At 28.7% G+C, this 24,196-nt stretch carries 17 protein-coding genes and 4 tRNA genes; 5 read left to right on the top strand and 16 right to left on the bottom strand.

Annotated features, from left to right (window positions below; genetic code table 11):
- The first annotated feature begins 327 nt into the window (after nt 1-327).
- Complete coding sequence (gene cysS, locus VOI34_RS02330; RefSeq protein ID WP_331828261.1) at nt 328-1,740, top strand: cysteine--tRNA ligase; 1,413 nt, start codon at nt 328-330, stop codon at nt 1,738-1,740.
- Between the two features lie 53 nt (nt 1,741-1,793).
- Here the strand turns inward: cysS and folD are convergent, their stop codons facing one another.
- A complete protein-coding gene (gene folD, locus VOI34_RS02325; RefSeq protein ID WP_331828260.1) occupies nt 1,794-2,648 on the bottom strand; it encodes a bifunctional methylenetetrahydrofolate dehydrogenase/methenyltetrahydrofolate cyclohydrolase FolD in 855 nt (284 codons plus the stop codon).
- A gap of 192 nt (nt 2,649-2,840) precedes the next feature.
- Between folD and VOI34_RS02320 the strand changes: the two genes are divergently transcribed.
- Both VOI34_RS02320 and VOI34_RS02315 read left to right on the top strand, forming a co-directional pair.
- Nucleotides 2,841-2,914 (top strand) — tRNA-Arg (locus tag VOI34_RS02320).
- A gap of 191 nt (nt 2,915-3,105) precedes the next feature.
- Nucleotides 3,106-4,050, top strand: a complete 945-nt coding sequence (locus VOI34_RS02315; RefSeq protein WP_331828259.1) for a DMT family transporter — start codon at nt 3,106-3,108, stop codon at nt 4,048-4,050.
- A gap of 455 nt (nt 4,051-4,505) precedes the next feature.
- Here VOI34_RS02315 and rodA read toward each other — a convergent pair whose 3' ends face one another.
- From rodA to VOI34_RS02265, 10 genes are all read right to left on the bottom strand, one after another.
- The gene (gene rodA / locus VOI34_RS02310; RefSeq protein ID WP_331828258.1) at nt 4,506-5,618 is read right to left on the bottom strand and encodes a rod shape-determining protein RodA; all 1,113 of its coding nucleotides are present in this window, start codon (nt 5,616-5,618) and stop codon (nt 4,506-4,508) included.
- A 63-nt stretch (nt 5,619-5,681) separates the two neighbouring features.
- Nucleotides 5,682-7,532 (bottom strand): peptidoglycan DD-transpeptidase MrdA, encoded by a 1,851-nt coding sequence (mrdA, locus tag VOI34_RS02305; RefSeq protein WP_331828257.1) that lies wholly within the window; start codon nt 7,530-7,532, stop codon nt 5,682-5,684.
- A 125-nt stretch (nt 7,533-7,657) separates the two neighbouring features.
- Nucleotides 7,658-7,975 (bottom strand): ribosome silencing factor, encoded by a 318-nt coding sequence (rsfS, locus tag VOI34_RS02300; protein ID WP_331828256.1) that lies wholly within the window; start codon nt 7,973-7,975, stop codon nt 7,658-7,660.
- Nucleotides 7,976-8,683: 708 nt separating this feature from the next.
- A complete protein-coding gene (holA, locus tag VOI34_RS02295; RefSeq protein WP_331828255.1) occupies nt 8,684-9,712 on the bottom strand; it encodes a DNA polymerase III subunit delta in 1,029 nt (342 codons plus the stop codon).
- A 71-nt stretch (nt 9,713-9,783) separates the two neighbouring features.
- Nucleotides 9,784-10,278 (bottom strand): LPS assembly lipoprotein LptE, encoded by a 495-nt coding sequence (gene lptE, locus VOI34_RS02290; RefSeq protein WP_331828254.1) that lies wholly within the window; start codon nt 10,276-10,278, stop codon nt 9,784-9,786.
- A gap of 62 nt (nt 10,279-10,340) precedes the next feature.
- A complete protein-coding gene (gene leuS / locus VOI34_RS02285; protein WP_331828253.1) occupies nt 10,341-12,956 on the bottom strand; it encodes a leucine--tRNA ligase in 2,616 nt (871 codons plus the stop codon).
- A 198-nt stretch (nt 12,957-13,154) separates the two neighbouring features.
- Nucleotides 13,155-14,696 (bottom strand): apolipoprotein N-acyltransferase, encoded by a 1,542-nt coding sequence (gene lnt / locus VOI34_RS02280; protein WP_331828252.1) that lies wholly within the window; start codon nt 14,694-14,696, stop codon nt 13,155-13,157.
- Nucleotides 14,693-15,583 carry a CNNM family magnesium/cobalt transport protein CorC gene (gene corC, locus VOI34_RS02275; RefSeq protein WP_331828251.1) on the bottom strand — a complete coding sequence of 297 codons (891 nt, stop codon included), beginning with the start codon at nt 15,581-15,583 and terminating at the stop codon, nt 14,693-14,695. The genes lnt and corC overlap by 4 nt, the downstream gene beginning before the upstream one ends.
- 39 nt (nt 15,584-15,622) lie before the next feature.
- A complete protein-coding gene (gene ybeY / locus VOI34_RS02270; protein WP_331828250.1) occupies nt 15,623-16,093 on the bottom strand; it encodes an rRNA maturation RNase YbeY in 471 nt (156 codons plus the stop codon).
- A 3-nt stretch (nt 16,094-16,096) separates the two neighbouring features.
- Nucleotides 16,097-17,185, bottom strand: a complete 1,089-nt coding sequence (locus tag VOI34_RS02265) for a PhoH family protein (protein WP_331828249.1) — start codon at nt 17,183-17,185, stop codon at nt 16,097-16,099.
- Between the two features lie 407 nt (nt 17,186-17,592).
- Here VOI34_RS02265 and VOI34_RS02260 point away from each other — a divergent pair, with 407 nt between their 5' ends.
- Complete coding sequence (locus VOI34_RS02260) at nt 17,593-18,768, top strand: FAD-dependent monooxygenase (RefSeq protein WP_331828248.1); 1,176 nt, start codon at nt 17,593-17,595, stop codon at nt 18,766-18,768.
- Nucleotides 18,769-19,023: 255 nt separating this feature from the next.
- Here VOI34_RS02260 and VOI34_RS02255 read toward each other — a convergent pair.
- From VOI34_RS02255 to nagB, 5 genes are all read right to left on the bottom strand, one after another.
- Nucleotides 19,024-19,095, bottom strand: a tRNA-Gln gene (locus VOI34_RS02255).
- An 80-nt stretch (nt 19,096-19,175) separates the two neighbouring features.
- Nucleotides 19,176-19,259, bottom strand: a tRNA-Leu gene (locus VOI34_RS02250).
- Between the two features lie 21 nt (nt 19,260-19,280).
- Nucleotides 19,281-19,354: transfer RNA gene (locus VOI34_RS02245), tRNA-Met, on the bottom strand.
- A 417-nt stretch (nt 19,355-19,771) separates the two neighbouring features.
- Nucleotides 19,772-20,923, bottom strand: coding sequence for an N-acetylglucosamine-6-phosphate deacetylase (gene nagA, locus VOI34_RS02240; protein ID WP_331828247.1), 1,152 nt, complete (start codon nt 20,921-20,923; stop codon nt 19,772-19,774).
- A gap of 15 nt (nt 20,924-20,938) precedes the next feature.
- Complete coding sequence (gene nagB / locus VOI34_RS02235) at nt 20,939-21,742, bottom strand: glucosamine-6-phosphate deaminase (protein WP_331828246.1); 804 nt, start codon at nt 21,740-21,742, stop codon at nt 20,939-20,941.
- Nucleotides 21,743-22,452: 710 nt separating this feature from the next.
- Here nagB and glnS point away from each other — a divergent pair.
- Nucleotides 22,453-24,117 carry a glutamine--tRNA ligase gene (gene glnS, locus VOI34_RS02230; RefSeq protein WP_331828245.1) on the top strand — a complete coding sequence of 555 codons (1,665 nt, stop codon included), beginning with the start codon at nt 22,453-22,455 and terminating at the stop codon, nt 24,115-24,117.
- The last annotated feature ends 79 nt before the right edge of the window (nt 24,118-24,196 follow it).

Genomic DNA, 24,196 nt, shown 5'->3' with positions numbered 1-24,196 from the left:
TATAAATTTTTTAATACTCCACATTAAAATTATCCAATTAAAAATATAACCAACTCAAAAACAATCATTACATCAATATATAAATACAATCAATTATATAATACAACATAATTATCAGTCACAATCATTTCGATAATTCAATAAATACTAATCATGTGTTTATTGTTAAAATAACATATGTTATATTTTACCATAAAAGTTGTAACTATCAATACGATTGATAATTGAAATCACTTATAATAATTTTACTTAAAAAGTATATAAATTTCCATAAATGTTTATGTACTATGAATACTCAATATATTAACATTACAGAATAAAATTGAGATGCTCAAAATTTTTAATACTTTAACAAGAAAAAAAGAAAAACTTATACCTCTTGTTGATAGAAAAATTAAAATATATGTTTGTGGTGCTACAGTATACGACTTATGCCACCTTGGCCATGCTAGAACATTTCTAACATTTGATACTATTATCCGTTATTTGCGTCATTGTGGATATCAAGTAAATTACGTTCGTAATATTACAGATATAGATGATAAAATTATAAAAAGAGCGTATGAAAATAACGAAACAACTAAACAATTAACTAATCGTATGATTCAAGAAATGCATTTAGATTTAGATACATTAAATATATTACGTCCAAATTACGAACCAAAAGTAACCGATAATATTGATACAATTATTAAACTTATTCACCTACTAATTAAAAAAAATCACGCATATATATCTTCTAATGGAGATATAATGTTTTCTGTAAAAACCATGCATAATTACGGCATCTTATCTAATAAAAAAAAAATATCTGAAATTTACAATATATTAAAAACACCAAACATAAAAAACTCTCCTATAGATTTCGTACTTTGGAAAACATCTAAACCAGGCGAACCCTGTTGGCCATCTCCATGGGGAGCAGGGCGTCCAGGATGGCATATTGAATGTTCTGCTATGAACCATTCTATTTTCGGTAATCAATTAGATATTCATGGCGGAGGATCTGACTTAATTTTTCCGCATCACGACAATGAAATTGCCCAATCTGTTTGTGCTTATAACATGCCCTATGCAAAAATATGGATACACTCTGGCATGCTATTGTTAAACCATGAAAAAATGTCAAAATCATCAAATAATTTTTTTACTATACGTGATATTTTAAAACGTTACGATCCTGAAACAATAAGATATTTTTTAATGTCTGCTCATTATCGTAACCAATTAAAATATGATGACAATAGTCTTAAAAACGCACAAGCATCCTTGAAACGACTTTATATCGCTTTAAGAGATACTAAACCTAATCCCGATATTAAACCTCATGATGGAGAAAACTACTTTATATCAAAATTCATCTCTAAAATGGATGATGATTTCAATACGCCAGAAGCATACTCAGTGCTATTTGACATGGCACATAAATTAAATGATTTAAAAGTTAAACAGCATTCACTCACTCCAAGAATAGCAGCCACTTTAAAATATTTAGCAAACATTATCGGACTATTGTATCAAAATCCAGAAATGTTTTTAAAAAAAATAGCATTAAAAAACAATAAAAAATTTCACATTAAAAAAATTCAAAAATTAATTAAACGTCGTGAAAATGCTCGAAAAAACAACCAATGGGAATTATCTGATAAAATACGAGATAAACTAACTGTCATGGGAATAACATTAGAAGATAATCCTACAGGAATAACAAAATGGCATGATAATAATACAAACATGTAAGTAATAAAAATAATTAAATATAGATAAACTACAAATATTTTCCATCATCTATCTTATCCAAGATGATTGTAATAGGCTTGCAAGGTATTTTGAATAAGCGTTGCCACCGTCATAGGACCCACTCCACCTGGAACAGGCGTAATATATCCGGCACGTTCATAAGCACTGGAAAAATGAACATCACCAACTATATCTCCATTATTTAACCGATTAATACCAACATCTACTACTATAGATCCTCGTTTTATCCAGCTACCAGGAATAAAATTAGCCATTCCTACTGCCACAATCAACAAATCAGCGTGTTTAAGATACACTTTTAAATTCTGAGTAAAACGATGCGTAATCGACACAGTACATCCCGCCAATAATAACTCCATCGTCATAGGACGACCAACAATATTTGATGCTCCGACTACGACTGCATTTAATACAAACATATCTATATTATACCATTCCAACAAAGTAATAATACCTCTAGAGGTACAAGGACGCAGTGTAGGAGACCGTTGACATAAACGACCGATATTATATGGATGAAAACCATCTACATCTTTATCAGGAGCAATATGCTCAAAAATACTTACTTTTTTTAATTTATTTGGTAATGGTAACTGAATTAAAATACCATCTACACGATTATCATTATTTAAAGTTTCAATTAATTGATAAATTTCATTTTCGGTTGTTGTAACAGGCAAAATATAAAGAAATGAAATAAAACCAACTTGTTCACACGCTTTTTTTTTGTTAACTACATATATCTTAGAAACTGGATCATGTCCTATTAAAATCATAGCTAATCCTGGTGCACGTTTTCCAGAATTTATATTCTGGCATACTTGCTTAGCTATCTTTTGTTTTATTTCTTCAGACACATATTTACCATCAATCACCTTAGCAATCATTTCAACAATATATCCAATAATTTTATATTAATACAATGATGTTATTTTTATAAATATATATTACTATTAACTTTAAATATACACTTTCTTTTAAACATCTTTTTCTCAAAAAAGAAGCATTTAACTCAATTAGGTAAGTACCAGAACACTATTGTCTTTTAAAATATTGTATACAATGACAAACATATTAACGCGCCCTTAACTCAATTGGATAGAGTAACAGCCTTCTAAGCTGTAAGTTATAGGTTCGAATCCTATAGGGCGTATTATCATATTATATACTTATAATATATAAATCTAAATTAATATGAATAAATAAGTCTTAATCAAATAATCATATAACACTGTTTAATCGAAATGTGTATACTCAACAATATATATATATTTTAATTTTCTAAAAATAGATTTTTACTAAATAATAGTATCCAGTATATTTAACTAGTACAATAAAGGTATTATGATACTAGGCATTGCTTTTGCTGTAATCTCAGGTTTATTGTGGGGATTAATTTTTATTGGTCCCTTATTAATACCAGAATATCCCAGTATATTACAAGCATCTGGTCGTTATATTGCGTTTGGATTAATTTCAATACCTCTATCATGGTACGATAGAGCACGTTTACGTAAATTGTTGTTGCAAGATTGGTTAGAAGCAATAAAACTAGTCTTAGCAGGCCACCTAGTGTATTATACGTGTTTAACAAGTGCTATCCAACGCGTTGGGGCTCCAATTTCAACAGCTATTATTGGAACCTTACCTTTAACGTTAACTATAACAACACATATTATTTCTAATAATGAACAAAAATTACCATATCATACTGTACTAACATCATTATTTCTAATGGGGATAGGGTTATTATGTGTAAACATTTCTGAATTGAAATCTGAATTCTTAATATTTAATATATGGCAATATATAAGTGGAATAATTTTAGCAATTATTTCTGTTTTATGCTGGGCGTGGTACGCATTGAGGAATGCACGTTGGTTAAAAACACATCCATACAATAAACCTATGACATGGGCCAACGCACAAGGTGTAGTTACATTACCACTATCATGTGTCGTGTATTGTTTTGTATGTATCTGTTGTTCAGATCTGATTCAAGATGAATTTATATTGCCCTTTGGGCCCAGACCAGTTTTTTTTATTTTATTAATGATCTTAATTGGATTTTGTTGCTCTTGGTTGGGTACATTTTTTTGGAACGAAGCTAGTCAAAGATTACCAACAACATTAATAGGTCCGCTGATTGTAGTAGAAACTATAGCGGGTTTAATATATTCATTTATACATCGTCAATTATGGCCATCTCCATTAATTTTAATTGGAATGTTTTTATTAATTTCTGGAGTTACATGTATCATGCAAATTCGAAAAAAAAACATGCACTAAAATAATTTTTCAATCGCATATTATTATTTTATCATATAAACTAACTGACTAATTAAATAAACTATAATTAACTGAACTCAATAATATTTTCTAATATAAAATAATTAATTCATTTATCATATGAACTGCTACAATGTTAGAATTTACATCCTTGCGTTAAAAACACATATTTATAATTCATATAATTAGTTTATTTAATAAAATTTTTTGTATTACATGTAATAATGTATAATACATTTCATGTTACGAACGTATCATATTGTTTTTTAATACTTCTAAAATATAATTATTATATACAACATGACATTGCACATTAATAATATTATAACTAACCACAAATATCATATATAACAAATACTTTTTATATATTTTAAGCTTTAAAATTTTTAACCTAATATTATTAATATATAACAACAATATTAACTATTAATTTTATTACGTTATGATCAAAATTATTATAAAATTTTAGAAATCATTTTTCTATGTCCATTTATTGACATAACCATGCCAAATCCAGCCATTAATACCAACAAAGATGAACCCCCATAACTTATCAATGGCAAAGGAATACCTACTACCGGTAATAAACCACTGACCATACCAATATTTACAAAAATGTACATAAATAACACTAACATAAAACTACCAATAATTAGCCGCCCAAACATATGTTTTGTTTTAACCGCAATAATAAATCCACGAAATATAATTCCTAAATATAACAATAATAATACTAATATCCCCAAAAATCCTAATTCTTCCCCTATTACCGCAAAAATAAAATCAGTATGACGTTCTGGTAAAAATTCTAATTGTGATTGTGTCCCATGTAACCATCCTTTTCCAGTTAAACCACCTGAACCAATAGCAATTTTTGATTGAATAATATGATATCCAGCACCCAATGGATCAATTTCTGGATGCAATAATATCGTTATTCTAGATCTCTGATATTCATGCATGCAAAAAAACCAAAATATAGGAGTAAACAAAACCATGAGCAATGACGTAAATATAATTAACTTCCAACTAATTCCAGATAAAAACAATACAAATAAACCAGAACTAACCGTTAAAATTGCTGTGCCCAAATCTGGTTGTGCCAACATAAATGTAGTAGGAATCATAATTAATAATAGTGCTATTCCAACATTTTTTAAAGATGGTGGATGTCGTCCTCTATCAACATAATATGCCACCATAAGCAAAACAGAAATTTTTACTATTTCTGATGGTTGAAACCTTATTATACCAAAATCTAACCAACGCTGCGCTCCTTTGCTAATTTCTCCAATCATATTAACTGATATTAATAATATAAGACATAAAAAATATATATAAGGCGCCCAAAATTCATAAACTCTAGGTGAAACCTGCGCTAAAAAAAACATAAGCAATAATCCTCCTATAATTTGCAATATTTTTAGTCGCATCATTTCAAAACTTTGACCACACGCGCTCCACATTATAAAAGTTCCGTATAGCAATAAAAAAATAATAAGTAAGAATAATGTTAAATCAATATGATACTTATCCCATAATGAATTCTGTCGAATAATTTGATTCATGAATACATTCAATAATTAGTTAGATTGATAGAAATAAATAAAATAGTCTAATCAAATGTTGATTTATTGCAATAAAGCATAATCAAATATTTTTCTTGTAATTGTTCCTATTGATATTCCAGCCTTAGCATTTTCTAAAATTACTACTACTGCTATCGTAGGATTTTCATATGGGGCAAATGCGGTCATCAATTTATGATCTCTAAGATACTCAGATATTTTGTTTGGATCATAGTTTTGATTACTTTTTAAACTAAATAATTGTGCTGTACCAGATTTAGCTGCTGCTTTATATGAAGCATCAGAAAAACTGCCACTTACTGTCCCATTTGGACGATTAGCTGCTCCAAACATCCCATCCTTAGCAATTTTCCATACGTCCGATTTTGGATCACCTACTTGATCGCATTCCGTTTGATGGTACGGAATATAATCTTTTTCTAATAAAATACTATCAAGCAAATGAGGAATAAGCACATTACCATCATTAATTAAAGTAATTAATGCCTTAGACATTTGTACAGGAGTTGCGGTCCAATATCCCTGTCCTATACCTACCGGTATAGTATCTCCTTGATACCATGGTTTATTAAACCGTTGTATTTTCCATGCTTTAGTCGGCATAACACCAGTTAATTCTTCAAATAGATCGATACCAGTATATCTACCATACCCAAATTTATTCATCCATTCAGACAAACTATCTATTCCCATTTTATAAGCTATTTGATAAAAAAAAGTATCAGAAGATTCTTCGAGAGCTTTTGTAATATTTACTTCTCCATGACCCCATCGTTTCCAATCACGAAAACGTTTTTCTGAACCAGGTAATTGCCACCAACCAGGATCAGAAAATAAAAAATTTTGATTAATCACTCCTAAAATTAAAGCAGATACAGAAATATAAGGTTTTACTGTAGATGCAGGAGGATACATCCCCTGAGTGGCACGATTAAGCAAAGGACAATTATTATCTTTTAATAAAATATTATATTCTGTATTAGATATACCATCAACAAATAAATTTGGATCATAACTAGGATTTGAAATTAAAGCTTTAATTCCGCCATTTCTCGGATCAATGACTATTACAGAAGATCGACTACCTAATAGCAATTTTACAATATATTGTTGTAAATTTAAATCTAATGTTAAAACAATACTTCTTCCTGGAATCGGAGATCTTTTATATAATTTTCTAATAATTTTCCCACGACTATTTATTTCTACAGCTCCATAACCTGGAGTACCATGTAAAATATTTTCATAATAACGTTCAATGCCCAATTTTCCGATATTAGGAGCAGAAATATACTTACCTAAAATACCTTGTTTATTTAATCTTTTTATTTCCTCTTCATTAATCTTAGAAACATACCCAATTACATGACTTAAATCAGATCCATACGGATAGTAACGACGTTGATAGCCTTTTATTGCTACCCCTGAAAATCTAAACCTATTAACAGCAAATCGAGCTTGTTGTTCTTCTGTTAAACCAATCTTAATAGGCAATGACTCAAATTGAGAATAACGTTTTCTAGCTTTTTCAAAACGCACTATATCGTAATCACTTAAATCTAATAATAACTGTAATTCATGAATCGTTTGATTTAAATTAGTTGTATTTTTTGGTGTTATTTCCAATTGATAAATAGTTCGATTTAATGCTAAAGCTATTCCATTACGATCATAAATAATTCCTCTTTTAGGCGGGATAGGAATAATCTTAATACGATTTTCGTTAGAACGAGTAGTATACATATTAAAATTAACTATTTGTATCTGATATAAATGAATAAATAGAATACTAGTAATCAATAAAATAAAAATGCATGCAATAGTTACACGACGTACAAATAACAACAACTCAGCCGAATAATTATAAAAAATTTGAGAATCATTTAACTTCATGCAATTAAAATTTACTTATATCAATTATTAATATTAAATATAAGTAATTATATGTTCATTTAATAAGTAAAATATTTATAAGTACACGTGGACAGGTGTACTTATAAATAAACTCTTTATTTATCCTAACACCAAAGCTTTTCTAATTCATACAGAATACGAATTTCTTTTTGCATTACATGTATAACTACATCACCTAAGTCTACTAAAACCCATTCACCAAAATTCATACCTTCTATACCATAAGGTTTTACACCTATACCACGGGATTTTTTCAATATCTCCTGAGATATTGAAATCACATGACGACTAGACATACCAGTACAGATAATCATAACATCAGTTATATATGTTTTGTCATACATGTCAAAACATATAATATCTTGTCCCTGTATATCATTGATAATATTAACTACAAATTCTTTCAAAATATCGGATTGCACAGTTTAACGCCTAAATACATATTTATATGATGTTTACCGTCGCGTAAACATCAGCAATATACAATATCTATTGTATAAGAAAGACAAAATAACTATTTTACAAATTTATATTTTTTAAATAAATACAAATAATTTTATACAGTAATATTCTATATCTTAGTCTATACACCTAATAAATAGGACTTTATTTATTTTAATGTATTCTGTTTTATAAATCGTATTTTTATTTAAAAACCATATTCTATCAATTTTAATAAAAATAACCATTTACACGCATGTTTTACACTTGTCTACTGTATTATTATTTTTAATAAAACTTAAATAAAACACATTACCGATTTAAAAAGTATAAGTACCAATTAAATATATTATATCATACCTTTTCTATAAAAAATTATACGACAATAATTACAACTTTTCAGTATTTTAGATTACTATTAAAATCATTACATACAATCATACACACACATTTTTACCTATTAGTAGTAAAAATCAAAAACCATTTCCCACTTATATTAATATGATCTGATCATACATAATCAATAAAAATTTTAGTTTTAATTTATTGTTATTGTTGCAATATACATACATATTATGCAGATAATATGTATGTATATTGCAACAACTATGATATAGTTATCATATAAAACTTTAAAAACCCTCTTATAAGTAAATCCAAAATAGATATGCGGTATGATTTATAAAAAATTATATATTAAGTTTTTTTTCATCATAACATAATATAGCTGATAATACCTCAAAACTAGACCATAAAAGAGAAATATAATCTTTTTTATATCTTAATTCTATTTGTACTAATAATCCAACTGATTGATATAATTTAGATAAACTTAACCGCTTCACCGCTCTAGACAACAACATGCAATGATACTCTGTATATATTTTATATTGTTTTAATAAACTAAATAATGATTTTCTTTGTGCCATACCGTATTTTATATTAATTATTATTAATACTTCAGATTTAATTTTATGCAACAATTTTTCTAAATCAACCTCCATATATTCCAATTGACGTAAAATTCGGTCAGCACGTTGTTTTTTACCCATTAAAATTGCTTCTACCCAATGATTAATGTTAAAATGTGCTGAATCAGTAACTACTTTTTTGACACGTGTAAAACTTAAATTTCCATCAGGATAAATTAAAGACAAATTTTGTAACATTTGATTTAACGAAATTAAGCTGCCTTCATAATAATAACATAACAGTTGACAAGCTAAATTTTCTATAACGAGTTTCATATGATTCGCTTGATTTTCTATCCATACTGTCATCCGTCCATACGTAAGTGCGCTACAATCAACAAATGTTCCTTTTTTATTAAAATATTGCAACCAAATATTATTTTTGCTAATTTGATTCGATTCTTGAATATATATAATTAATACTAAATCGTCATGAAGAAACGAAAATAATAAAGGCACATTTTTCTTAAAATAAGAAACAGGACAATTTTGAGTAAATTTTAATGAAAATATTTTTCTCTTTTCAAATAAACTTGCCGTTTTAAATACATTAAATACATCCTTCCAATCAGAATATATATCCAATTCTATATTAACAGACGTATTAAAATTTAATTTATTAGCTGCCCTTATAATACTAAAATAACTCTCTTGCAAAAGATAAGAATCATTTCCTAACAATAAATAAACAGACTTAAGTTCTTTTTTTAATTCTAAAAATAATTGTTCTGGATATATCCAAACCATGACAAACTTTAACGATAAAATAAAATATTAATATTAGATACAAAAATAATTCTATCACATATCTTTAATTATTAAAAATCATCAAATCGTAAAAATAATTGATGTATAAGTTGTTGCGCTGCATCTCGATACATATCTTTACGTATATCATTCTCTTGTGTATCGTTAAATAAAGCACTGCCAGGATTTCGTATAAAAGAACGATACACACGAATATTAATAGGGCAACAATTTTTATTTGGTATGAATAAATTAGTTCGTATATGCAATACTAATTGATATCCAGCTTCTTTTCCATTCTGAAAAACAAAAGTAGTTATATACTTTTCTGAAGCACCAAGAATATGTAAACAAGGAATATGTACTTCTCGTATACATAAGTCATTATTTAAATAATCAACAACACCAATTTGGTTAACACGCAACTCAGTCATTATAGCACGAGTTATTGGCCCAAATGGATCATAACTACATAATGATATAGAATTTATGTCATTAATTATTTGTAATTTTTTTTCCGTTATATCTGTACACAATCGATAACCACAACTTTCAAACATAATCATAGTAACAATACTTACAATTATTAAAAGATAATTCTTTATATGTAAAGAATGCTCAACGTTCACTATATAATAATATTGATCACTCTATTTGGAACAAAAATTATATTACGAATTTTTTTTCCAATAAGATATTTATTCAAAACATTCTCTGATTCTAATAATTTAGAAATTACATTCTTATCGCTATTTAATGGTACATATATTTTATGTCGCATTTTTCCATTAATTTGCACTATGATAAGCGTCCTTTCATTTATTATTGCTTGCATATCTACAGTTGGCCATGTTGCGTGATCAATATCTCCCAAACCTCCTAAAGCCCTCCACAAAATAAAACTAATATGTGGGGTAAACGGATATAGTAATCGGACTATTACTGACAAAGCTTCTTGTAACACTGCTCTATCTTGTATACTTTTTTTTGGAACACTATATAATTCATTCACTAATTTCATAATTGCAGCTAAAGCAGTATTAAATGATTGTCTACGATCAATATCATCAGTAACTTTTTCTATGGTTTTATGTATATTATACCGAATAAATTTTTGCGCGTAATTAAGCATTACAACATCCAATGCACTCACAGGCCCATCTTGGATATGTTGATATACTAAATTCCAAACACGCCTAAGAAAACGCTGAGCACCCTCCAATCCAGATTCTTTCCATTCTAATGCTGCTTCAATTGGAGCAGCAAACATGATAAAAAAACGTACTGCATCCGCTCCATATTTTTTAATAATTATATTTGGATCAATGCCATTATTTTTCGACTTTGACATTTTACACATTCCAGCATAAATTAAATCGCGTCCGTTTTCATCTACAGCCTTTGAAATATGCCCTACTTTATCACGTTTTATTATTTTAACATGAGTTGGATCTACCCATATACGCTGATCATTAGTAGATAAGTAATAAAACGAATCTGCTAATACCATACCCTGACATAATAAACGTATTGCAGGTTCATCAGAATAAACTAATCCTTCATCACGCATTAATTTATGATAAAAACGAAAATACAATAAATGCATGATAGCATGTTCAATACCCCCTATATATTGATCAATTGGTAACCAATAATTAGCAGAACATGTATCTAACATAGCCTTACTATAATGAGGGCATGTATAACGAGCATAATACCAAGAGGATTCCATAAAAGTATCAAAAGTATCAGTATCACGAATAGCTATTTGTCCTTTATAAGTAGTTCGTATCCAATTCGAATACATCTTCAAAGAACTATCTACATGTTTATTATTCCTATTACTTTGAATAAATGCTGTTTTTTTTGGCAGAATTACCGGCAATTGATCAAAAAGAACCGGCTTAACTAAACCATTTTCTAATGTTATCATGGGAATAGGGACTCCCCAATAACGCTGACGTGAGATACACCAATCTTTTAAGCGATAATATATCTTATATTGAGCTATACCACGTGCAATTAACGCTGTAGCAATTATATTAGATGCCATACAAGAACTTAATCCATTAAACTCACCAGAATTAAATAATATTCCATCTCCAGTCATTGCTTTAATCATAACGCTTGGTTCAGTTCCATCCAGATTCTTTATGACAGTTTTAACTGGTAAACTATATTTATGAGCAAACTCCCAATCTTGCTGATTATGAGCTGGAACCAATATAGCTGCGCCTATTCCATCAGACTCAATAGGTACTACAAAATTAGCAACCCAAATTGGCAATCTACTGTTAGTAATTGGATGTATCGCATAAATATTAATAGGCATTCCCTTCTTTTCAAAAAAATAAACATTTGCGTTGCTTGGTTTAATATTAAAATTATTACATTTTTGAATAAAATGAGCTAAATTTAGATCAATTTCTGCTATTTTTAACACTATCGGATGATCTATAGATACTAATATACAAGTAATTCCCATAAAAATATCTAATCGGGTTATATATACCGTTAACGTATCATCACAATTAGTAATATTAAAAGTAACATTTACACCTTCCGAACGTCCTATCCAATTTCTTTGCATAATTTTTACTTGTTTAGGCCAATTTTTTAATTGATCTAATCCATATAACAATTGATCTGCGTAATTAGTAATTTTTATAAACCATTGCGGAATTTTTTTATATTTCACACGAGTGTGACAGCGCCAACAACAATTATTAATAACTTGCTCATTTGCCAAAACTGTTTCGTGATATGGACACCAGTTTACTGATGAAGTTTTTTTATATACCAAACCTTTTTTATATAAAATAGTAAAAAACCATTGTTCCCATCGATAATATTGAGGTTGACAAGTTATAATCTCTCTACTCCAGTCATAAGCAAAACCTAACGATTGTAACTGGCTTTTCATATAACAAATATTAGATTTTGTCCAAATTTCTGGATCTGTATTATTTATAATTGCAGCATGTTCTGCAGGCAATCCAAAAGCATCCCAACCTATAGGTTGTAATACATTTTTTCCAAGCATACGTTGATATCTAGAAATTACATCTCCAATTGTATAATTGCGCACATGACCCATATGTAAGTTGCCAGATGGATATGGAATCATAGATAAACAATAATACTTTTCTTTGCTACTATCTTCTGCTACTGAAAAAGTCTTATTTTTGTACCAATATTTCTGAATAATACTTTCAATTTTACTTGGAGAATATGATTTTCGCATAATGACTTCACTATAAATAAAAATTATTAATTAATAATTAAAAATTTAAATTAATTAAGAATATCAATATTTTTAGATTAAAACTATTTTTTATTAAAGTTAAAAACTAATAATTAAATAACAGTAAATATAAATGCATATCATTAATAACAATTATACACTACACGCTTTATAGATTTAATAGAAAAAAATTTTTTATTAAAACAATATATGATTTTTAAATTTCAAAAGTAAAATAACATATATAGTAATGATACCTAAAAAAAACCAAGATCCAAACTTTGCATACGGAGTTAAACCTGTAGTTGGAATAACTGTAGCACTAAGTACTGTTGAATTAAATTGAGGTAATTGAGCCTGAACAGAACCATCTGCATTTACAATAGCAGTAACTCCATTGTTAGTACTACATAACAAAGGTCTTCCTAATTCTAAAGCACGCATACGCGCCATTTGAAAATACTGCCATGGACCAATAGAATTACCAAACCATGCGTTATTTGCAACAGTTAATAAAAAATCAGTATCAGGTTTAAAATTATCGCGAATTTGCTTACCAAGAATTATTTCATAACAAATAACAGCAGTCATTTTAATAAACGACACAGTCAATTGTGGTTGAAAATAATAGCCTTTTTGCATAAAAGGAACAGGAATATTAAATAAACGTAACAACGGACTAAAAAATCTTTGAAATGGAAACCTTTCAGAACATAATACTAAATGATGTTTATCATACCGATTATCACTCGGATATTTGTAAGGTTTAGAGTCTCCAATTACTATGATACTATTATAGTAATTGTATTCGTTTTTAATATAACGTATTCCAATAATCCCAGTAATCAAATTTGTTTGATCTTGTCTTAATTGATGATCTAATAACGTTAAAACTTGGTTATGATCAATTTCATTTCCTGGGATAGCTGATTCTGGCCAAATAACTATTTTTGTTTTCCCAATCAAAGGTAAAGTATGATCCAAATATATTTTCATTATTTTTTCTAAATAATTAGCATCCCACTTTACGTGTTGGTCAATATTACCTTGTACTAAGGAAACATTTACAGCACGCTGTGGTTGTACATGATACCATTGTATCCATGCCAAAGGCCACAAAAATAATAATATCCCTAAAGATATGACCGTTAATAATAACTGTGCTTTTTTAATGGATACTGCTATTAATCCACTTATTAAAACAAGAATAAACGTAATACCTTCTACCCCAAAAATAGGGGCAATGCCTTTTAAAGGTCCATCAATCTGACTATAACCAAACTGTAACCACGGAAATCCAGTAAAAATATACCCTCTAATATATTCAATAATTAACCACAATACTGGAGCAACACCTGCTACATACCATATAGTTGTATTTAAGCGTATTACCGTAAGTAAAGCAGAAAATAATATAGGAAACAACGTTAGATATAAGACAAAACAAACAATTAATGCAGTATTTACACAACTACACATATTACTAAATTGATCTATACTTATATAAATCCATTGTAAACCACTGCCAAAAAAACCAATACCCCAAAAAAAAGCATACCATACAGCCTGTTTGTATGTAGAATCTAAAACTATTTTCAATAAAACAGTTAGTGAAATAATACTAGCTGGCCAGAAGTTATATGGAGAAAATCCTAAAACACCGAATGCTCCAAATAACAATACTATGCACAACCAAAAAAATTGTTCGTATTTGTAATATGAGGTAACAACAACCATCATGTATGAAAATTATTTTGTTTAGATACATATAATGAATTTTTAGGAATTTGTACAAGTAATTGCATAATACGATGACTATCTGTAAGTGTAACTTTAAATTTATAACCTAAAATATTTATAGATTCCCCATTTGCAGGTAAATGCCCAAAAGATTGCATCACAAAACCTCCAACAGTATCTATTTCTTCATTATAAAAACAGGTATTAAACATTTTATTAAAATCTATAACAGGGGTTAATGCATTAACAATAAAAGTATATTGACTTATCTGACGAATATCATAACTATCTTTATTATCATATTCATCCTCGATTTCACCAACAATCAACTCTAATATGTCTTCAATAGTAATGAGCCCAGACATTCCTCCAAATTCATCTATCACAATAGCCATATGGCAGTGTTGTATACGAAATTCTTGTAACATCCTGTCTACGCCTTTATGTTCTGGTACTACTAAAGCTGGACGTAAAATTTTATCAATGCTACATGATTGAGATTTTTTTAATATGAATGGTAGTAGATCTTTAGCAATTAATACTCCTTTAATTCTATCCTGATTACCATATAATACTGGAAATCTAGAATGCGCAGATTCTATAATAATAGAAAGCTGTTCATCCCAAGATTGAGTATTTTTTAAGAAAATAATTTGTGCTCGAGGCACCATAATATCTTTAACTTTTTGTTCAACAATATCCATAACTCCTTCCAGCATATCTCGAGTATCTGCATCTATCAAAGAATTTTGTTCAAAATCACGTATTAAATTTAGTAAATCATCACGATTTTTAGGACTACTATGAAAGAGATGATGTAATATGAAAGCAAAAAAACTCTTTTTACGAATGGAACTAACATTCTCCTCTAAATTATGGGCATTCATAATGTTTACTTTACTATATCTTATAGAAATTTAAATTGCTTATATAATAGAACAACACGTTTGATATCCACATTGCTGAAGTATACTTATTTCTGTTCGTTTCATTAATATAGCCTCTTCATCAAGAAGATGATTATACCCCAATAAATGCAATGAGCCATGAATCATCATATGCGCCCAATGCGCGCTAGTAGATGGTATATTTCTGTTCTTGGATTCATACTCAATCACTTGACGACAAAGTACTATATCTCCGAGTAATGGAGATTTAATCCCTAACGGTGGTGTAAAAGGAAATGATAAAACATTAGTAGGATAATTTTTTCCTAAATAATACCAATTTAAATAACGCATTTCTTTTGCATCTACTATACGAATAGTCAATTCTATTTTTTTTTTACACGCAGAAAATATACTGCGCATCCATGATTCAAACAATTTTCTATTAGGTAATCCATTTAAATTTTTACATGCTAACTGCAAATCAAGAACTATTTGATTATTTTCCATTAATCAATCCTCATTATTGCAATGATCGTAATCATCACTATTTATTTCTTTATAATTGCATTTACAATTATTTTCATATTTATTATGATTCATTACATCCAGAGTATCTTTATTATTATCCCATGCTTCATACGCGTCTATTATCCGAGTTACTATGGAGTGCCGTACCGAATCTTCTTTATTAAAAAAATTAAAACTAATATCTTTAATAATAGGCAATACTTTAATAGCATGTTCCAATCCAGATGATTGATTAGATGGTAAATCAATTTGTGTAATATCTCCAGTAACAATTACTGTAGAGCGAAATCCAATACGTGTTAAAAACATCTTCATTTGAGTAATAGTTGTGTTTTGACTCTCATCAAGGATGATAACAGAATCGTTCAGTGTACGCCCGCGCATGTAAGCCAATGGAGCTACTTCTATTATTTTTTTTTGTATTAATTTCTCCACTCTTTCATATCCGATTATATTAAACAAGGCATCATATAACGGCCGGACATAAGGGTCAGATTTTTGATGAAGATCTCCTGGCAAAAATCCCAATTTCTCTCCGGCTTCAATAGCAGGTCGAGTTAAAATAATATGTTTATTTTTTTGACGCTCCAACAAATCTACCGCAGCAGCTATTGCTAGATACGTTTTTCCAGTTCCTGCAGGTCCTATACCAAAAGTAACATCATGATTAAAAATATTAGCAATATATTGCGCTTGATTTTCTGTACGAGGCTGTATTATTCCATTTTTTGTTTCAATTCTTACTGAAGTATTACTAATTTCTTTCGTATATTTTAATTTGTTTTTCAAGATTTGAATCTTTTTAATAGTCAAATATATTTGTTCTGGATTGATATCATTAATCGTTCCACGTTCAGACTCTGTTTCTGAATATAAAGATACCAAAACATCAGTAGCTATTTTAACTGATATTGATGGACCTATTAATCTAAAAAAATTATTGTACCTATTGATGGTAATACTCAATTGATATTCTAATTGTTTCAAGTTATCATCTAGAGGGCCACATAAACTTATCAACCGTTTATTATTGGCTGGTTGCAATCTAATTTCTTTAGTTACTAAATTCAAATATCACTCCTAAATTATCGGGACTAAAATAGTTAATAATATCACTGATATTTAACACCTTTTAAAATAAATAATACCAATAAACATATATTATAAGTTACTAAACATAATAAGCAGTATTATATACTAACACACATAAAATATACAATTATTCATAAAAATTAACCAAATTATTGGTACAATTATATATCATGTAATATATTTAAAATTGAAATATACTTAATCATATATTAGAAATATAAACTTATAATTAAATCTATAAAATTTTTAATATTTATTTAAATATATAGTTTTATATGTTATATATTTATGCATAAATAATTATTTACTCATATATAATCTTAACAACATCATTAAGCATACATTGCACGTAAATTAATCCTTACATTAAATCATAAGAAGATATTATGAAAAAATTACTTTGTGATGTGTTAATATTTGGCGGCGGTATCATAGGCGCATCTTTAGCATTACGTCTTTCTCAATCTGGAATTAAAGTAATTGTAGTAGACTATAAATACCCTATTCCAATTAAAAAAAAAACAACACCACATATCCGAGTTGCTGCTATTAATTATGCTTCAGTAGAATTCTTAAAAAAAATTAATACATGGGAAAAAATTCCTCCTAATTTTTGTACTCCATATCATCATTTAGAAGCATGGGAATGGCCATCAGCAAAAGTAACCTTTCACGCTATATCCGTAGGCGTATCTGAAATGGGATTCATTGTCGAAAATAACCGTTTGCAATTGGCGCTATGGGAAAATTTTATAAACTTCAAAACAATAACACTATGTTGCCCATCCATACTAATCTCTATGTATTATAACGGTTCCTCTTGGCGCTGTCTTCTGGATAATGGTACTATAATCATCAGTCGTCTATTAATAGGAGCTGACGGAATTTATTCTCAGATTCGAAAAAAACTAGGAATCGGAGTAATTGGTTGGAAATATCATCAATGTTGTATGTTACTTACTATCAAAACAAAAAAATACCAATATGGTACAGTTTGGCAAATATTTACTCCTTATGGTCCTATAGGATTTCTACCTCTATATAATCATTGGGGATCATTAATGTGGTATAATACTCCCGAATATGTTCAAAAATTACAACAGTTACCTATAGAAATATTAGAAAAAGAAATTAGAAATAATTTTCAAAACCAATTAGGTAATATTAAACTATACAACGCAACTGTAGCCCCCCTCATTCGTCAACGTGCGCACAGTTATATAACTCCAGGAGGAGCATTAGTTGGTGATGCTGCTCATTCTTTACATCCTTTAGTAGGACAAGGAATAAATTTAGGGTTACGTGATGTTGTAAGCTTATCACACTTATTAACTAACTCACGTGTTTTTGATGAACATTCAAGTGTTTCAGAAGTTTTAATATCTTATCAAAACAACCGTAAATACGATTCCTTCCTAATGCAAACTAGCATAGATTGGTTGTACTTTATTTTTCATAACAACTTTTGGCCGCTTAAAATAGCAAGAAATGTTGCATTTATGACAATTGAACGCTCTAGTTATCTAAAGAAAAAGATATTATTATATGCTTTAGGCATATAATAATATCTTTTTCTTTAGATAACTCTCCCCATCATCATTACATTATATATACATCAGATACTCAATCTATTATTAATAGTAAACCATATTACAAATACATAATATCTCTATTGTACACAATTATATTAAATTTACTTATCCCTATGCAGGCACATTTAAATTTAACAACTATTAATGATAAATTAAACGTAAAAATCCAACGTATAAATATTATACATTTGTCATTGCAATATAATAATTATAACTGCTAACTAACTGGGGCACCAGGATTCGAACCTGGGAATGACGGGATCAAAACCCGCTGCCTTACCGTTTGGCTATGCCCCATGATCACTCAAACATATTCATCATACATATACTTTATATTTTTACATTTCTTCTTTTATTATACTAATCGATAAATAACATACGGGAGACGAGATTTGAACTCGTATACTTATCACAGTATCAGATCCTAATTCTGACGCGTCTACCTATTTCGCCACTCCCGCGTGCTTATCTACTTATACTAATAGCTACGACGGGACTTGAACCTGTGACCTCAGCATTATGAGTGCTGCGCTCTAACCTACTGAGCTACGTAGCCAAAACTTCGATTGACTTAAATCGCAATGTTCAGTTACTTACCTACATAATAATAATAATAATAATAATAAAATTATCATTATTATTATTATGTAGCAATTGCAAAATACTTGCCAACCTTCTTTTATATTCATCTAAATAATAAGATGAATAAAATTATCATATGATCCTATAGTATTTTTTATTAGAAAATAAATAGATTTATTTTCTAATTATACTTAAGCAAATATAATGATTATTTCATCAAAAATAAAATCATTACCATATAAAATAATACTAACACCACTTTATGTATAATAATTTGGTTTTATCAAAATATAGCAAACTACTCACTGGTCTACAGTAACAGAAAATTTAAAATCTACTTAAATTACATTTTTATAATATTAATATTACAAATATATATAAATTATAAAAATTACATATTAACTATTTTACCATTAACAATTGTTTTTTGTATTTTATAATCTTGATTAAAAACGGTCAAATTAGCAATTTTATTTATTTCTAAACTACCTAAATAATGGTCTACTCTTATAGCTTTTGCTGGATATAAAGTAGCCATACGCAAAGCTTCGTCCAACGGTATTCCAATATATTTAACACTATTTTTTATTGCTCGTATCATTGTTAAAGTTGATCCGCTAAGCACCCCTCTACTATCCACGCACATATGATTACGATGATATATAGTTCTATTAGAAAAAATAAAATTAGATTTTTCCTTACTAGTCCCTGCAGGACTAGTAGCATCGGTTACTAAAATTAAACGATCCCCTTTGATCTTTTTAGCATATCTAATACTAGCCCAGTGGACATGAAACCCATCTGCTATAACACTACAGTATATTTCTGGTGTATCAAAAATAGCACCGATAACACCAGGTTCACGAGCAATTAACGGAGGCATAGCATTAAATAAATGAGTTCCAAAACTAACACCACATAAAAAACTAATCCGTGTTTGTTGATAAGTAGCATTAGAATGTCCAATTGCAACACAAATCCCTGATTCATGTAACTTCTGCATAAATGCCATCTTTAATTGTTCGGGAGCAAGAGTTATCTTTTTAATCACGTCACTGTTATCACACAAATAACTTATCATCTCTTCTGTTGGTAAACGAATTAATGTAGGATTATGTATGCCTCGCTTTTTAACATTTATAAACGGACCTTCTAAATGTAATCCTAAAGCTTGATTTTTATTCTTAGATAAAAACCCACGCATAACTCTAACAGCTCTTCTAATCAAAACATCGCTGCTAGTAATTAATGTTGGAAGAAAGCTAGTACAACCTGAAAATTGATTAGTTATTTGCATTGTTTTCAGTGTACATATTGATATTGCATTTATATAATCATTAAATTGTGTTCCACCACATCCATTAACTTGCAAATCTATAAATCCAGGTGTTAATATTGACCCCGAAAGGTCATGTATATCTATATTCTTAGGTAACTCACTAGTAGAACAAATAGTTCTAATAATTCCTTTAGAAACTACAAGTGCATGATCACTAAGAATTTCTTTACCAGTATAGATTTTACTATTAACTAAAGCATACATATTTTAAAAACTACATTACATGGTGATCGTTTGATTATTGATTTCCAATTCTTGAAAATACTTAACCGTTTTTATCTTCAACTCCATAGTTGACAACTCGTCGCACACCAATATTGATTTAGGATGTAACTGTAAACAACTAATAGTCCACATATGATTAATACTACCTTCAATTGCCGCTTTTACTGCTTCAGCCTTATTTAGTCCAGTCGCAATTATTATTATTTCTCGTGATTCCAGTAATGTAGCAATACCAACGGTTAATGCAAACTTAGGTACAGAATTAACATTATTATTAAAAAAATTAGCATTTGATAGCCGAGTTGCTTTGCTCAAGTTTTGAATTCTGGTACGCGATGTTAAAGAAGAACCTGGTTCATTAAAAGCAAGATGCCCATCATTTCCAACCCCTCCTATAAATAAATGAACACCTCCGTACGATTTTATTTTTTCTTCGTATTGTTGACATTCAGCTTTAATATTATCAGTATTTCCATTTAAAACATAAACATTCCCTTTAGGGATATCAACATGATTAATAAAATTTGTATGTATAAAATCATGATAACTTTTAGGATCCTCACAAGATAAACCAAGATATTCATCCATAGTAAATATTACTACATATTTAAAACTAACTTGACTAGACTGATACATTGATATAATATTTTTGTAAGTTTTTATTGGTGTTCTACCTGCAGGTAGTCCCAATACAAACGGATTTTCAATGGTAGGATTAAAAGAATTAATACGGTAAACAATATAATGCGCAACCCATTGAGCCACGTGATCGGCAGTATCAAGAAATATAACCCTCATGTCTGAATCTCTGTTCCATCACATTAATAATTAAACTACTCTATAATCATTTAAAAATACTTAACAAAACATTAAACACAAAAGCACTTATTAAAAAATATTACTAACACTAATCAATTACTAACAAACACAACATACATCCTTTTAATAAAATTATTTTAATACGTCCTTAGATCAATAATTATAAAACAATATAAGTATATAAGCATTGTAAGGTTATTTAACAACAACTCACTGATTGCTGTATAACAAACAATCCCACCCCTATTACCTGCTATGCGCAAATCTGTATATATCAGTCACATTTATAATTCCAATATAATCTATATATCCACATTCTTTAGTTCTAAAAACTACTATTTAAACTTAAAACAAACTAAAACAAATAAATTACACCAAGTATAGTACAGTCTACAATAATAACACAAAATTCTTACATATTCTTATATATCTTCCGTAAAAATAAATATCTATAAATCACAACCTTACAATGTCAAATATAAACAGCGTATAATATATATCATACAAAGAATAATTAATATAATTACGCATTAGTTTATGATTAAAATATGTTTTAATTATAAAAAATAAAATTTATACTGACCCACACTATTATATATATAATAATTATATACAAGATGTTTTTGTTACAATATAAAATGAAATATTATATTAATAAACGAATTATATCCATATAAAAGGATAAACAAATGAAGATTCTTATTAACTATCGACCTAATTTTATTCATCGTATTATTAATAAAGATTTAAAATCAAAAAAATGTACTAATGTACGAACACGTTTTCCTCCAGAACCCAATGGGTATTTACACATTGGGCATGCTAAAGCCATTTGTCTCAATTTTGAAATCGCTCAATATTATCATGGTCAATGCAATTTACGATTTGATGATACCAATCCAGAAAAAGAACACAAAGAATATGTTGAAGCTATTAAATATGACATTCAATGGCTTGGGTTTATATGGAATGGAGATATACATTATTCATCAGATTACATTAAAGAGTTATATAACTATGCTATCAAATTAATCAAAAAAGGATTAGCATATGTAGATGAATTATCCACAGATGAAATCAGAAAATATCGCGGCACATTAACATATCCTGGAAAAAATAGTCCATACCGATCTCGCAGTATTGAAGAAAATTTAATTTATTTTTATAAAATGAAAAATGGATATTTTCCAGAAGGTGGCGCTTGTTTACGTGCTAAAATTAATATGGCCTCTTCTTCCATGGTAATGCGAGATCCAGTATTATATCGTATTAAATATACTCCACATCATCGTATTGGAGAAAGCTGCTGTATATATCCAACATACGATTTTAGTCATTGCATTTCAGATGCAATAGAAGGTATTACTCATTCTTTATGTACTTTAGAGTTCCAAGATAATCGTATTTTGTATAATTGGATATTAAATAACATTGATATCGATACCCGTCGTCCTACTCAATATGAATTTTCTCGTCTTAATTTAGAATATGTGATCACATCTAAACGTAAACTCAATATTTTAGTTACAAAAAAAATAGTTGACGGATGGGACGATCCTCGTATGCCTACCATCTCCGGATTACGACGCAGAGGATATACAGCTAGATCCATTCGGGAGTTTTGTCACCGTATCGGAATCAGTAAACAAGAAAGTCAAACAAAATTATCACTTTTAGAATCGTGTATCCGGTCAGACTTAAACAAATATGCCCCACGGCTTATGGCAGTAATCAATCCAATAAAAATTATTATTAATAATTTACCTATAGGATATGAAGAAAAAATTGAAATGCCAAATCATCCTAATAATCCTAAAATGGGAATCCGTTATGTAATTTTTAGTCAAGAAATTTTTATTGATCGTTTTGATTTTTGCGAGATATTAAACAATAATGAATGCTATAAATTGGCATTAGGCAAAGAAGTACGATTAAGATATGCCTATGCCATAAAAGCAGAAACTATCGAAAAAGATAATAATGGAAATATCGTTTGCATTTATTGCAGTTACGATCCATGCACTTTACGTAGAAACCCAATAGACGGTAGAAAAATAACTGGAGTTGTTCATTGGGTATCAGCAACAAAAAATATACCAGCAGAATTTCGCCTGTATGATACACTATTTACTAACCCTAATCCCGCTATAATGAATCATTTTATAGATGATATCAACCCTAAATCCCTAACAATCTCTAAAGGAATTGTTGAAGAAAATATAATTAGATTTAATAATCCTGGTCCCTATCAAATAGAACGTGAGGGATACTTCATTATAGATAATCAACTTTCTAAAAAATCTTATCTAGTATTTAATAGAACAGTAACCTTGAAAGAATCTAAACACTACTAACAAATATACTTAAAATTATTACACTCTCACATTATATTTATATTTATATATTTATGACAATAAAACCCGATTAAAACCT

The organism is Candidatus Blochmannia sp. SNP (genome assembly GCF_036549215.1).
GTDB lineage: Bacteria > Pseudomonadota > Gammaproteobacteria > Enterobacterales > Enterobacteriaceae > Blochmanniella.
The sequence above is the reverse complement of the archived record's forward strand: the minus strand, read 5'-3'. Positions and strand labels throughout refer to the sequence as shown.